The organism is Devosia subaequoris (assembly GCF_014197055.1).
In the GTDB taxonomy this organism is placed as follows: domain Bacteria; phylum Pseudomonadota; class Alphaproteobacteria; order Rhizobiales; family Devosiaceae; genus Devosia; species Devosia subaequoris.
The window spans coordinates 426165-440508 of record NZ_JACIEW010000002.1 but is presented as its reverse complement, the minus strand read 5'-3'; the positions used below and the strand labels follow the sequence as shown (position 1 = coordinate 440508).

Genomic DNA, 14344 nt, shown 5'->3' with positions numbered 1-14344 from the left:
GTCCTTCCGGTATCAGGTTGGTGTAAGCAACCAGACCCTACCGGAAAGCGCCGATGACTACCGCGCTCAGCTACACCACGACCGGGGACACGACCTTGCTTGCCCCTCCGCCGTTTACAACACCTTCAATCTTCAGCCATCTCATCTCTCGTCGCACGCTGCGCCTGTTCCGAGCAGATGACGCGAACGCATAAGGTCGCGACCAAAGCCGCTTAAGAGGAGCTTTCCGCCAAATGGGCTTTGCCCGCGGGAGCTCAACGTGACAAAGCCCGTAGAATGCCAAAGAAAGCTCAAGCTTTGGTCACTGGACTGGAAATTCGGCAATCGCCCCATTCAAGCCGCTAGAGCGACATCGGCGATTTCCGAAAAACCGTCCATTCGCTATTTCGGCCAGTGGCTGTCGACGGTCAACTACTGGCTATGCGGCAAAATGCTAAGGCCAGCGAAAAAGGTGACCGTGAGTAGTCGACGTCACTTGACTCACAGATGTGGCATGGTAACGTTCCCATGCTCCGCCTGGAGAGCCGGTAGGGAGGATGTCGTTGCGTAAGCGCCGGCCAACCATCATCGATGTTGCTGATCGAGCCGGTGTGTCCAAGAGCACAGCGGCGCGCGCTTTGGCGGGCGGCGAAAACATCCTGCCCGAAACCCGCGGGCGGGTGCTGACGGCGGCCCAGGCTGTCGGCTATGAACCCAACCATCTTGCGGTGGGCATGCGTTCGGGGCGCTCCGGTATGCTTGGCTTGGTCATCCCCGACATTGCCAACCCCTTTTGGGCTGAAGTGGCTCGGGGCGCGCAGGATCGCGCCGCCGAAGTCGGGGTGTCGCTCTTGGTATTTTCCTCGGACTGGGACCCCCAGAAGGAAGAAAACCATCTGCGCGCACTGCGCCGGGCGCGGGTCGATGGCGCGATCGTCAACCCGGTCTCGGACACCCTCGATGACCTTGACCGGTTCGGGCTGCCTTTTGTGCTGATCGGCTCCAGCGCTGAGCGTTTTGCCGATGTTTCCAGTGTCGGTTCCAATATTACCCAAGCGGTCACCCTGGGGCTCGATCATCTGGTCGCCAAGGGCCATCAGGCTCCGGTGCTGATTGTCGGTCCCAAGTCGCGCCTGGCGCGCACCCGTTTCCTCAATGCTGTCAATCGGCACTGCATCGAGCGCGATGTTGACCCCGCGCCACTGCTGATCGTTGATGGAGAATATACGCTCGAGGGCGGGCGCGAGGCCATGCTGCAGGTGCTCGACCGCCCGCATTTTGGGCATGTCTGCGTCTTTGCGGCCAATGACATGATGGCCATTGGCGCCATGCTTGCAGTGCGCGAGCGCGGCTTGAGCTGTCCCGAAGATGTATCCATCCTCGGCTTTGATGGCATCCCTTCGGGGGCCTTCACCTTTCCGGGTCTCACCACCATTGCCAAGCCGGGCCGTGATATCGGCGCGCGGGCAGTGGAGAGCCTGTTTGACGAAATAGAAGGGCGGCCGGAACACGGCCGCGTCTACATGCCGTGCCGCTTGATCGACCGGGGATCCCTGGCCGATCTGTCGCGCGAGCCCCGCCAGATGGTGGGGTAGGGGGAGTTCGAGAATGAGCAACCAGTCGCTGCAAGCGCGTGCTTCTGCACTCAGCAGTGGGAACGTTCCCATTACTCCGGCGGCCGGAACGGGGGATGCGCCGGGAGGGTCTTTGTCGGATCAGGTCCGCTTTCATGACTGGTTTCTGAACGGCTTCCGGCAGTGGTGGCCCTACTACGCCATGATGGCGCCGGGGCTGCTGTTCTTCTTCATCTGGCACTATGTGCCGATCTGGGAGGCCAAGATGGCCTTCGAGCAGGTGCGCATCATCCCGCCCAATATCTGGGTGGGCTGGAAGAATTTCCAGACCCTCTTCGTGTCGCCCATATTTTACCAAGTGCTGGCCAACACCCTGATCATTTCAGGGATGAAAATTCTCTTCGTTTTTCCCGTGCCGATCATCGTGGCACTGCTGCTCAACGAAATTCGCAATGGCAAGCTGCGCGGGGTCATCCAGTCAGCAATCTACCTGCCGCATTTTTTGAGTTGGGTGGTGATCGCTGGCGTCTTCATCGCGCTGCTTTCGCCAACCGACGGGGCCGTCGGCCAGATAACCCAAGCCATGGGCTTCGAGCCGGTCAACTACATGACCAATACCGGTACCATCCGCTGGGTGCTGGTGATTTCCGAAATCTGGCGCTCGGCCGGCTGGGACAGCCTGCTCTATCTGGCCGCCATCTTTGCCATCGATCCGCAGCTATACGACGCCGCCGAGATGGATGGAGCCAATCGCTGGCAGAAAATCTGGTACGTCACCATTCCGGGCATCGTACCGACCATCGCGACGCTCTTCATCCTAAATATGGGCATGTTTCTTAGCGCTGACCTCAACCAGGTCATCAACATGCAGAACGCGGTCAACGCTTCGACCATCGATATTCTCGACACCTACGTGTACCGGCTCGGCCTCTCGACGGGCGAATACGCTCTGGCCACCGCCGCAGGCCTCTTTAAGGCCCTGATCGGCATGGCGCTGATCCTGGTGTCGCATCTGGTCAGCAAGCGCCTGACCGGCAAGGGAGTATGGTAATGTCCATGAACGCCCGCCGCACCCCACTCGAGCGCATGGAATATGTGCTCATCCTCTCGACCCTGCTGCTGCTGACGGTCTTCACCATCCAGCCGCTGCTGAACCTGCTGGCGCTGTCGTTCACTGCGCCAGAAAATGTCGCCGGCTTCTCGGGCCTGACCATCTTTCCCGATGGGTTCTCCCTCGATGTCTGGCTGCTGTTGTTGCAGCACCCCAATGTGCAACGGGGCATGTTCAATTCAATCTGGATGACCGCAACCAGCGTGGTGATCGGGGTGTTCTTCACCGCGCTGATGGCCTGGGGCATGTCGCGCCCCGGCCTGCCGGGCCGGCGCATTATCTTCATGATGGTGCTGATCACGATCGTCTTCGAGCCCGGCATCATCCCAGATTACTTCCTGATGAAGCGCATGGGCCTGCTCAACACGCCCTGGTCGGTCATTCTCTATAAAGCGATCAGCGCCTGGTACCTGATCATCCTCATCCGCTTCTTCGAGGAGATTCCCAAGGAACTCTTGGAAGCGGCCGAACTGGACGGCGCCAATCCGTTCCAGACCTTCTTCCTGGTGGTGCTGCCTTTGGCCAAACCAGCCTTGGCTACCATCGCCCTCTTCTACTTCGTCCTGCACTGGAACGAATTCTTCCGGGCGATGATCTACCTTAACGACCAGAGCAAGTGGCCGCTGCAGGTGGTGCTGCGCCAATTCGTCATCGAGGGCGACAAGATCGCCATCGTCGGCGCCACCAATGCCAACAACAATATCGGCATCGCCCAGATCGATATCAGAGCGCTCAAGGCCGGCATGATCTTCATCACCATCCTGCCGATCCTGGCCATCTATCCACTCATCCTCAAATTCTTCACCAAGGGCACCATGTCCGGGGCTGTGAAGGGATGAGCGATCAACCGAAAACGAAAGCAAAAGGGAGGAAAACCATGCTTCGTACTTTACTCTTGGCCACTACGGCCGTGGCCATGCTCGGCGCTGCCGCAGCACCGGCCCTGTCGCAGACCGTGGTACGACTGGTCAGCAAGGACCTGCTCACCACCAATTCCGACGACATGAAGGAAATCGAGGCAATAGAGGCCGGTCTCAAGGCCCAAGGCCACGATATCGACATCCAGACCGTCGATCTGCCCGGCGGCACAGCCGCCTATGTGGAGGCGCTGGGCATTATGCTGCTGTCGGGCGACATTCCCGACATCATCTACTTCCAGGGTGGCGACCAGAAGATGGCCGAACAGGATATCCTGGAGGATCTCAGCCCCTGGATCGAGGGCTCCGCGCATATCAAGGACGCGCTCTGGCCGCATAATGTCGAGCGCCTCGCTAACTATCCCTACCTGCTCTATATCTACCCGCCGCGGGCACCCCAGCCGGTGATCCGCCAAGACTGGCTAGATCAGCTCGGCATGGAACCCCCGACTACGGTGGAAGAATACGAGGCGCTGTTCCGGGCCATTCACGACGCCGATCTCGACGGCGACGGCACCCCTGGCAATACCTTGGGCCTGACCGGTTTCGGCACCACCGCCGAGCTGGACTCGGTCTTCAACCAGGCCTTTGGCGTGACCGGCACCTGGATGAAGAATGCCGAGGGCCAGTGGGTCAATTCGCGCATCACCGACGCGGAGAAGGCCAAGATCGGTTTCTATGCTGACCTTGCCGCCAAGGGCCTCTACGACAAGGAATATGTCACCAACACTTACGACGTGAAGGAAGACAAGTTCTATACCGGCAAAGCCGGTGTGATCTTCGGCTCCTCGCCCGAAGTCATCGATATCTATGGTGGCAAGATGCGCCAGGCCCATCCGGGCGAGGACATCACGCTCACCGTGTTGCCAGCACCGTCGGGCCCCGGCGGCCAAGGTCTCGCCGCGGTCGACGTCGCAAAAGAGGCGCGTGGCTTTGCCATTTCCGCGCTGTCCGAGAATAAGGAAGCGGCCTTCGCGGTGCTCGATTTCATGGCCTCCAAGGAGGGCCAGGACATTGACCGCATGGGTTTTGAGGGTACCCAATATACGAAGGACGCAAGCGGTGCTGTGACTTTCACCGACCAGATCTCCACCTGGTACGCCCGCTTCTTCAACGCCGCCAACTGGGCCCCGCCGACACCCTTGCTGAGCCCGACGGCTCAGACGGCTCTCGACAATATTAAGGCCGACTTCACTGCCGACAACACCTTCGTCTGGCCGGCCGAATTCGCTGCCGACGTTGACGCCACGGAACAGGTCTATCGTGCCTGGGTCGCCAAGTTCATCACCGGCGAGGCCAGCATCGACCAGTGGGGCGATTTCGTCGCCGAATACAACGCTGCCGGCGGCGAGCGCATGGCCGAATACGCGCGAACTGTGCTGGGCGAATAGGCCTGGCACTGTGGCCTGCCTCGCCCTCCCGAGGCGGGCCGCACCCAGATCGGGCGGGACACTGCCCCCAGAGGATAGAAATGACCAAGAATTTCCGCGGCCGGGTTCGAGCCATGATCTATGGCGTGGCGCTGGGCGACGCGCTCGGCGCGCCAGTCGAAAAGCTGTCGGCGGCTGACATCCGTTCCCGCTATGGCCGCGTCGACAGCGTCATGACGCGCTGGCACAAGATGGACCTGGCCCCCGAACTGCGCAATGGCCGCGTCCGCGGCAATGGGATCGTCACCGACGACACCTTGATGACCCTGGCGCTGTGCAATGTCTATGCCGAAGCTGGCCGGCATCTGGACGCCTGGGACATGGCCGACGGAATGGTCCGCCAGATCGCCTGGGAACCGCGCTGGATCCCGGAATTGCAGCGTGAGACAGTATTGCTCGACCGGCTATTCTATCCCGAGAAGTGGATATTTCAGCGGCATCAGCTGGCCTCATGCGACCCGCGCCAAGGCGGTATCGGCAATATGGTCAATTGCGGCGCCGCCATGTATGTGGCGCCCATCGGCGTGGCCAATGCCACCGACCCCAAAGCCGCCTATGACGAGGCCATCGCTTTCGCGTCGGGCCACCAGGAGAGCTACGGGCTCGAGGCGGCCGGCGTGCTTGCTGCTGCCGTGGCTGCTGCATTTGTACCTGATACGACCATTGACGCTATCGTCGAAACGGTCCTGGCGCTGGCGAAGGACGGTACCCGCAAAGCTATTGCCGAAGTCTGCGAAATCGCCCACGCCGAACGCGGAAAGGACACCGACCACGCCACCATTGTCGACAAGTTTCACCGCGCCATCGCGCCCTATTCCCCTATGGGAGACGACGTCAATCACAGCCCTTCCAAGGCCGGGCGGCTGACCGACGCCTACCAACCCTCGCGGCTGCGCGCCATCGAGGAATTGCCCCTGGCCCTGGGCTTCTGCCTGCTCAGTGGCGGCGATTTTCGAAACGCCATCGTCGATGGCATCAACTCGGGCCGTGATACCGATTCCATCGGTGTGATGGCCGGCGCTGTCCTGGGCGCAATGCATGGCGAAGCGGTGATCGACCGGACCGATCTTGACCGTATCAACTCTGCCAATCGCCTCGACCTGATGGCAGAGGCCGATGAGTTTGCCGCCACGGCCGGGCGGATCATCGCCGCCGACCGCGCCGCAGCGCAGCAGCGCGCCCTCGCCCTCACCCTTTTAGACCTTCCCTGACGCCACGGACCTGACCTATGATTTCTGAAACGCAAATCCTCGAAAAAATCTATGCCGGGTTCATCGCCAAGGCGATCGGCGTACGCCTGGGCGCGCCGGTGGAACCCACGATCTGGAGCTATGAGCGGGTCCGCGACACCTATGGCGAGGTAACTGAGTATCTGCGGGACTTTAAGAATTTTGCCGCCGACGACGACACCAACGGTCCGGTCTATTTTATCCGCGCGCTGCGCGACTACGGCCTTCAATGCACGGCCGAGGATGTCGGCAAGATCTGGTTAAACTATGCCGCCGAAGAGCATGGCATGTATTGGTGGGGCGGCTTCGGCATCTCCACCGAGCATACCGCCTACAAGAACCTGCAGGCCGGCATTACCGCACCCATGTCCGGCGCCATCGCCACTAATGGCACCACCGTCGCCGAGCAGATCGGCGGGCAGATCTTCATCGACAGCTGGGGGTGGGTGAACCCTGGCAATCCACAGCGCGCCGCCGACATGTCGGCCATGGCGGCCAGCGTCGCCCATGACGGCGATGGGCTCAACGGCGCCCGCTTTTGCGCTGCCGCCATTGCGGCCGCCTTCGAGGCCGGCTCGATCGAAGAGATCGTCGAGATTGCACTTGGAACTATCGACCCGAACTCGACCTACGCCAAAGTGTGCAGCGCCGTGATCGCCTTCCACAAGGCCAATCCCGATGACTGGCGGGCCTGCCGCGACATGCTCAATGCCGAATGGGGCTATGACCGCTATCCGGGCGTCTGCCACATCATTCCCAATGCCGGGGTGACCATCATGTCCATCCTCTACGGCCAGGGATCGGTGCCTCGCACCGCGGAAATCGCCACCATGGCCAGCTGGGACACCGACTGCAATGCCGGCAATGCCGCCGCCATCGTCGGCACTTTCCAAGGGCTCGATCCGAGCTGGGACAAGTATCGCAAGCCGATCAATGACTTCCTCGTGGCCTCCGGCATTGTCGGCTCGATCAACATCGTCGATATCCCGAGCTTCGCGCGCGAGCTGACGGTGCTGGCGCTGCAACTGGCCGGCCGCGACGTGCCCGAGCTCTGGCGCGAGGACATGACACGCCGCGGCCTGCGCTTCGACTTCGACCTGCCCGGCTCGACCCATGGTTTCCGCACCGAAGGCTTCAACCAGGTCAGCCTCAAGCACTCGGCGGAGCGCCATGTCGAGGGCTCGCGCGGTTCGCTCGAAATTCTGCTCGACCGCCTGGAACGGGGCCAGGGCGCGCGTGTCTTCTGGAAGCCCTTCTATCGCCGCAGCGATTTCGACGACGAGCGCTATCGCCCGATGTTCTCGCCGGTCGTGGATGCGGGGCAGACAGTGCGGTTCAAGCTCTGGCTCGATCCCTGGAACGGTGACGGGCATCTGCGAGTCGCCCCCTATGTGCGCCGCACCGTGAGCGGCGCGATCGAGGAAACCGGCGCCTGGGTGGTGCCATCGAGCGAGGGTTGGCAGGAGTTTGAGTTCGTCGTGCCTGACGGGGTCGAAGCGATCGACGAGGTGGGGATCTCCATTGAGTATTTTGGCCGCCTGAAGTTCCTAGGCCGCCTGTTCCTCGCCGATTTCACGGTCTCCGGCCCTGGCCACCTCGAGATCGACCCCAAGGTGGAAACCCAGGAATGGGGCGCGATCTCCCGATTCACCTGGAACCGGGGCCATTGGACCAAGCAGTTCGGCCGCATTCACGGCCATGCCGCCAACGATGCCGACATCTGGACCGGCCACTACTACGCCCGCGACCTTGTGGTCAGCGCCGATATCGAGCCGCTGGCGGGGGCATCGCATATGGTCACCGCCCGCGTCCAGGGCACGGGCCGCTTCTATGCCGCGGGCTTCGAGAATGGTGAGGTAGTCATCCTCAGGCAGGATTTCGGCAAGACCGTTCTGGCACGGGCGCAGTTCACGCCGGAGCCGGGGCAGACCTATGCGATTGCGCTGGAGGCCCATGGCACAACGCTGACGCTCAGCGTGGATGGGAAGGCGCTGCTCACCGCGTCAGACGACACCTTTGCCTATGGCATGAGCGGCCTGCGCCTCGGCCAGCCCGGGCGCATGGCCATTTCACGCTTCAGCGTCGCCGAAAACTAGGAGGACCATCATGGCCGAGATCGAACTGCGCCGTGTCAGCAAGCGCTATGGCAGCGTCACGGTCATTGAGGACCTCTCGCTGGAAATGCAGCCTGGCGAGTTCGTCGTGCTGGTAGGCCCGTCTGGCTGCGGCAAGTCGACCCTCCTACGCATGATTGCTGGGCTTGAGGAAATTTCCGGCGGGGAGATCGTCATTGGCGGCAGGGTGGTGAACACCATGCCGGCCAAGGAACGCGACCTGGCCATGGTGTTTCAGTCCTATGCGCTCTATCCGCATATGAAGGTCGCCGACAATATGAGCTTCGCCCTCAGGCTGGGTGGCGTGCCCAAGATCGAGCGCGACAAGCGGGTGGCCGAGGCTGCGCGCATTCTGGGGCTGGAAGACCTGCTCGGCCGCCTGCCGCGTGAGCTCTCGGGCGGTCAGCGGCAGCGTGTTGCCATGGGCCGCGCCATCGTGCGCGATCCGCGTGCTTTCCTCTTCGATGAGCCCTTGAGCAATCTCGATGCCAAATTGCGTGTGCGCATGCGAGGCGAGATCAAGGCCCTGCACCAGCGCCTGGGCAAGACCACCATTTATGTGACCCACGACCAGACTGAGGCCATGACCATGGCCGACACGATCGTGGTGCTCAATGGTGGTCGCATCGAACAGGCGGGGGCGCCGCTCGAGCTCTACAACAACCCCGCCAATCTATTCGTGGCGGGGTTTATCGGATCCCCGGAAATGAACCTGCTTGATGTGACCACGCTGGGGCCGAATGAGACCGGCGTGGCCTTGCCGGACGGGACAAATCTGCCCATAGCCAGGCCGCTGGACCTGCCTGCTGGGACGGCCATCGTTTATGGCATCCGGCCTCAGCACATGAGCCTTGCCGCCGATGGCGTTCCGGCCGAGGCCGTGGTTGTGGAGCCTACGGGCGAGGCCCAGGAGGTGCGGGCCCGGGCCGGCGGAACCGAGGTCAGCGTCGTTATCCGCGATGCTGCGCTGCTGTCGCCCGGCCAGGCCATTGCCCTGGGCGTCGATCCAGCACAGGTCCTGCTCTTCGACAAGGCGAGCGGCGAAAGGCTCCGTCCGTGACTCTGAGGCGACATCATTTCGATGCACATGCCAATGGTCCCCTCGCCGGGCTGCGGGTGATCGACCTGTCGCGGCTGATGGCCGGAAATATGCTTAGTCTGCAACTGGCCGACTTTGGTGCTGATGTCATCAAGGTCGAGCCGCCTGAGGGTGATCCGCTGCGTGACTGGAAAGAGGATGGCGAGTCCTTCTTCTGGAAGGCCTATGGCCGCAACAAGCGCTCGATATGCCTTAATCTGCGCGAGATCGATCAGATGGCTGTGCTCTGGACGCTGATCGACACGGCCGACGTCTTCATCGAGAATTTTCGCCCCGGCACGCTGGAAAGAATGGGACTGGCACCCGAAAAACTGCTGCTGCGCAATCCCGAACTCATCGTCGTGCGCATTTCCGGCTTCGGACAGACCGGACCCTATGCGCATCTGCCAGGCTTCGGCACCATTGTTGAAGCCATGAGCGGCTTTGCCGACCGCACCGGCTTTCCCGATCGGGAGCCCGTGTTGCCACCCCTAGCTCTGGCCGACATGATTGCCGGCCTTTATGGCGCCTCGGCCACGATGACTGCGCTCTACGCCCGCGACATGCGGGGTGGGGCAGGGCAGGTCATCGATCTATCGCTGCTCGAATCCATGTTTTCCGTGCTTGGACCCGAGGCCGGCATTTTCAGCAAGACCGGGCGGATCAAGCAACGTGTGGGCAGCGCCTCCAACACCGCCTCTCCGCGCAATGTCTATCAGTGCAAGGATGGGGCCTATGTCGCGCTCTCCGGTTCCACCCCGGCTGTCGCACGTCGCATCTTCGAGATTATCGGCCGATCCGACATGAACGAGGATCCCCGCTTTGCCACCAATTCCGACCGTGTCCGGCATCGCGGCCTGGTGGACGGTGCCATTTCGGCCTGGTTCGCAACGCGCACCCGCGACAACGCCCTGGCTGAGATGCGCGCGTCGGGGGCGACGGTTGGACCAGTCTACAATATCGGCGACGCGTTGAGTGATCCGCATTTCCAGGAGCGCGAGGTCGTGGTCGAATTAGACGACCCAACCCTGCAGTCCATGCCTATGCACAATGTCGTGCCTCGGCTGTCCGGCACCCCCGGCTCCTTCCGCCGTCCGGCTCCCGGACTGAACGAACATAGCAACGAATTGCTGAAGGAACTGGGCTTCGATAGCCAGTTTCGCAAGGTGGCGTGATGCGTTCACTGCTGTACGTGCCGGCCGATCAGGATCGCTTCATCGCCAAGGCACATCTGCGGGGCGCCGATGGCATCATTCTCGATCTGGAGGATGCCGTGTCCGATGAGCGCAAGGATCTGGCCCGCGCAAGTCTGCGGGCTTCTGTGCGCAGCCTCCGTCAGGGTAGTGGCTTGGTGGCGGTCAGGGTCAATGCCGGATTGGAAGTGGATGTCAGAGTGGCTGTGGATGCCGGCATTGATTTACTGGTCCTGCCCAAGGCCGATTGCACCGCGCTCGACGAACTGGCGTCAAAGCTGACAGCCGCGGGAGCGTCGGAAATGCCAGTCCTGGCCACAATTGAAGACCCGGCAGCCCTACTGGACGTAGCGGGCATTGCCCGCCATTCCAATGTCACGGCGCTCAGTCTCGGGAGCGAAGACTTTGCTCTTACACTGGGGGGCGTACCGGACCCCGACGTGCTACGCCAGCCCAAACTCATGGTCCACTATGCTGCCAAAGCGGCTGGAAAACTCTCGCTTGGCCTGCTGCGCTCCATTGCCGACTATTCGGACCTTCCCGCAATAGAAGCAGCCGCCGCCGAGGCCCGGCGCCACGGTTTTGACGGCGCGACCTGTGTACATCCCTCGGCCATTCCCATTCTCAACACGGCCTTTGCCCCAAGCCCGGCGGACCTCGCTTGGGCGCGAGCGGTTCTGGCTACGACCGGTACAGTGAGCCTCAACGGCCAGATGATCGACAAGCCGCTGCGCGGGCGGGCTACCGCTATCCTGCGTGCGGCGGGTATTTCATCGTAGTCTTCAAGGCGCATCATGATCACCATTTTCGGCTCCACCAATCTCGATCAGATCGGCACTGCCGGGCGAGCCCGTGCCGGCGGCACATTCTCGATGGCGTCGGGCGGCAAGGGGGCCAATCAGGCGCTGGCCGCACGGCGTGCGGGCGCGAAGGTGCTGCATGTTTCGACCGTGGGCGACGACGTCTTTGCCGATCCGGCAACCGAACTGCTGCGCGACAACGGGGTTGGCCTACACGGTAGTAGTGCTTTTTAGCTTAGACGCTGCCGCTTTGTCCAAATGCACAGACGTGGAAGCGTGGGTTTGCACGATGGACGCTGGGGCCATGATGTCGACGGGGCCTTCCAGGCAACGAGCAACGGCTGCGGACTTACGTGTATCAGGCACCGTCAAGATAATGGATTTGGACTTCAGGATTTGCCGCACCGGCATCGACACGGCGCGGCGCGGCACCGCATCCAGGCTTTCGAACCAACCTTCGCCGTACTGCTGCTGGCGACAGGCCGCATCCAGCTCGACATTGACATAGGGCGCTTCCGTCTCGAAGTCGGCTGGAGGATCGTTGAAGGCCAGGTGACCGTTTTCGCCGATACCGGCGAAGCAGACATCAATTGGGCTTTGCGCAATAAGCGCCGAGACGCGCGCTAAGATGGGCGCTTCTTGCTAGGAGATGGGAGGCGTAATCGGGGGTGCGGGCCTCCTTGGCGAGAAACTCCGCAGTGGATTCATCGGCAGTGATCCCGTCATCGACCGCGAAGACCTGGAATCCAGGCCGTCGCGAGCGATGCAAAGATCGACGATCTGCTGGTCGGTGACCAGCCGGCCACTCACCGGAAGGCCAAAACCCGGAGCAATGATGACCGTGTTCCTGATTGGCGTATTCGGCCGTGGCCTCAAGCTGCTGGACAGCCTCGAGCAGCTCAGCCGGTGGGTTGGCGAGGATCTCGACCAACTTGGCGGCGGCCGGCGAACTGGACATCGGAAGTGCGCGACGAGATGGCGCAACTGCGTAAGCTGCGTGCCCTAGCCGTGTCGGTCTGTTTGCGCTGCCACAAAACCTAGCTGTGCCTTTTAACCTACCCGAAATCACACAAACCTGATCAGCCTGGCAAAACGGCGTGGACGCAACGTTATCGGTATTGCTAGCCTAAATTCGAGGATCTAAGGTGAATGAAGGCTGGGCAATACCCCAAAAAGCGCTCAATATCAGTAGCAAAACAACGGGTCATCAACCACAATGTCAAAATCCCCTATAATCCCTCTTGATAGCGCCACGCAGTATGTGGTGCTGGATGGAATGGTATCATTTCCAAGAAACGAGGATTGTGCCGAAGATTTTCCTGGCGGTGCAATGAGATATAAATCAGAAAAAAAAGAAATATCACTTCGTCACTATTTAGCGAAGGTGTTTAAGAGATTTCCATTTTTGGCTAGGTCGCACCAATATTTCAATGCGCAAACTCACTGAGTGACTAGCGAGAGATCAATGCACGATTAATCCAACGCAGGTATATTTGAGTTCGGTGAACTCCAAAATTCCGTGGTGTGATCCTTCACGCGAATTGCCGCTCTGCTTGACGCCGCCGAAGGGCGCCAATTCGGTCGAGATGACGCCGGTATTCACCCCGACCATGCCATATTCAAGACGTTCCATTACTGAAAACATACGGGAAACATTCTGAGTATAAAAATAAGCTGCAAGCCCGGTCTCAGTGTCATTGGCTGCAGCGATAACCTCATCTTCCTCGGTAAAGCGGAAGACCGGCGCGAGGGGGCCAAAGGTCTCTTCGTTGGCCACTAGCATTGTGGCGTTGACGCCGGTCAGCACGGTGGGCTCGAAAAAGGTCTGCCCCAAACCATGGCGCTTGCCACCCAGTTCAACCCTGGCGCCTTTGGCGAGCGCATCGGCGACGTGGGACTGAACCTTGGCCACCGCTTCCTCGGTGATCAAGGGTCCCTGGACAACCCCGTCGGCAAAGCCGTCGCCGACCTGTAGTGCCCGGACCCGTTCGATCAGCTTGGCAACGAAGGCATCGTGGACCTTGTCCTGCACATAGATGCGATTGGTACAGACACAGGTCTGGCCCATATTGCGGAACTTGGAGAGAATGGCGCCGTCTACCGCCGCATCAAGATCGGCATCTTCGAAGACGATGAAGGGGGCGTTTCCTCCCAGTTCAAGCGCCACTTTCTTGACGGTGCCAGCGGCCTGACCCATCAGAATTCTGCCCACGTTGGTGGACCCTGTGAAACTGACAAGGCGCACCTTGGGATGAGAGGTCAACACGCCGCCAATGGCAATGGCGTCGCCGGTGATCACATTGAGCGTACCCGCCGGAAACCCGGCGCGCTGCGCCAGCTCGGCCAGGGCGAATGCGGTCAGCGGAGTCTCCGGCGCAGGCTTGAGCACCACGGTGCAGCCAGCGGCCAGGGCCGGGCCGACCTTGCGCGTGATCATGGCTGCGGGAAAATTCCAGGGGGTGATCGCGGCCACCACACCAATGGGCTGACGCAATACCATGATGCGCGCGTCGGCGCGATGGGCAGGCAACAGTTCGCCCGCAATACGTTTGGCCTCTTCAGCATAGAACTCGACATAGGAAGCGGCATAGTCGATCTCGCCCAGAGCCTCGGCGAAAGGCTTTCCTTGTTCGCTGGTCAGTATGGTCGCTAGATCATCGCGATTGGCGATAATCAGTTCAAACCATTTGCGCAGGGTAGCGCCCCGATCCTTGGCGGTGCGCGCCGCCCATGGGTGGAAGGCGGCCTGAGCCGCCGCGACGGCTTCTGTCGCCTCGGCAGCACCGTGATGAGGGACCTTGGCGATAAGCTCGCCATTGGCCGGATTGAGGACCGCTGTCGTGGCCTCGCCGATGAACTGCCCATTGATCAGGCTTTGCGTCCGCAGCAGGGTGGGATCGGTGAGAGTGCGCATATTTG

11 protein-coding genes and 1 pseudogene are annotated in these 14344 nt (G+C 61.1%); 11 read left to right on the top strand and 1 reads right to left on the bottom strand.

What is annotated here, in order from left to right; translation table 11 throughout:
• The first annotated feature begins 536 nt into the window (after window positions 1-536).
• The 11 genes and pseudogenes from GGR20_RS06725 (at window position 537) to GGR20_RS19080 (ending at window position 12052) form a co-directional block, all read left to right on the top strand.
• Complete coding sequence (locus GGR20_RS06725) at window positions 537-1574, top strand: LacI family DNA-binding transcriptional regulator (protein ID WP_246349463.1); 1038 nt, start codon at window positions 537-539, stop codon at window positions 1572-1574.
• Window positions 1575-1686: 112 nt separating this feature from the next.
• Window positions 1687-2604, top strand: coding sequence for an ABC transporter permease (locus GGR20_RS06720; RefSeq protein ID WP_246349462.1), 918 nt, complete (start codon window positions 1687-1689; stop codon window positions 2602-2604).
• Window positions 2604-3503, top strand: coding sequence for a carbohydrate ABC transporter permease (locus GGR20_RS06715; RefSeq protein WP_183310458.1), 900 nt, complete (start codon window positions 2604-2606; stop codon window positions 3501-3503). Before GGR20_RS06720 ends, GGR20_RS06715 begins: the two co-directional genes overlap by 1 nt.
• Window positions 3504-3541: 38 nt before the next feature.
• Entirely contained in the window at window positions 3542-4972 is a 1431-nt protein-coding gene (locus tag GGR20_RS06710; RefSeq protein ID WP_246349461.1) for an extracellular solute-binding protein, read from the top strand.
• A gap of 80 nt (window positions 4973-5052) precedes the next feature.
• Window positions 5053-6222 (top strand): ADP-ribosylglycohydrolase family protein, encoded by a 1170-nt coding sequence (locus tag GGR20_RS06705; protein WP_183310457.1) that lies wholly within the window; start codon window positions 5053-5055, stop codon window positions 6220-6222.
• Between the two features lie 17 nt (window positions 6223-6239).
• Window positions 6240-8336: an ADP-ribosylglycohydrolase family protein gene (locus GGR20_RS06700; RefSeq protein ID WP_183310456.1), complete on the top strand. Its 2097-nt coding sequence runs from the start codon at window positions 6240-6242 to the stop codon at window positions 8334-8336.
• Between the two features lie 10 nt (window positions 8337-8346).
• Window positions 8347-9414 (top strand): ABC transporter ATP-binding protein, encoded by a 1068-nt coding sequence (locus tag GGR20_RS06695; RefSeq protein WP_183310455.1) that lies wholly within the window; start codon window positions 8347-8349, stop codon window positions 9412-9414.
• Complete coding sequence (locus GGR20_RS06690; RefSeq protein ID WP_183310454.1) at window positions 9411-10607, top strand: CoA transferase; 1197 nt, start codon at window positions 9411-9413, stop codon at window positions 10605-10607. Before GGR20_RS06695 ends, GGR20_RS06690 begins: the two co-directional genes overlap by 4 nt.
• Window positions 10607-11404 (top strand): HpcH/HpaI aldolase/citrate lyase family protein, encoded by a 798-nt coding sequence (locus tag GGR20_RS06685; RefSeq protein ID WP_183310453.1) that lies wholly within the window; start codon window positions 10607-10609, stop codon window positions 11402-11404. Before GGR20_RS06690 ends, GGR20_RS06685 begins: the two co-directional genes overlap by 1 nt.
• A 15-nt stretch (window positions 11405-11419) precedes the next feature.
• Window positions 11420-11638, top strand: a pseudogene (locus GGR20_RS06680) (PfkB family carbohydrate kinase); the annotation flags it as partial.
• 183 nt (window positions 11639-11821) lie between these two features.
• The gene (locus GGR20_RS19080) at window positions 11822-12052 is read left to right on the top strand and encodes a hypothetical protein (protein ID WP_338084739.1); all 231 of its coding nucleotides are present in this window, start codon (window positions 11822-11824) and stop codon (window positions 12050-12052) included.
• An 835-nt stretch (window positions 12053-12887) separates the two neighbouring features.
• Here the strand turns inward: GGR20_RS19080 and GGR20_RS06670 are convergent.
• Entirely contained in the window at window positions 12888-14339 is a 1452-nt protein-coding gene (locus tag GGR20_RS06670; RefSeq protein ID WP_183310451.1) for an NAD-dependent succinate-semialdehyde dehydrogenase, read from the bottom strand.
• Window positions 14340-14344 lie beyond the last annotated feature (5 nt).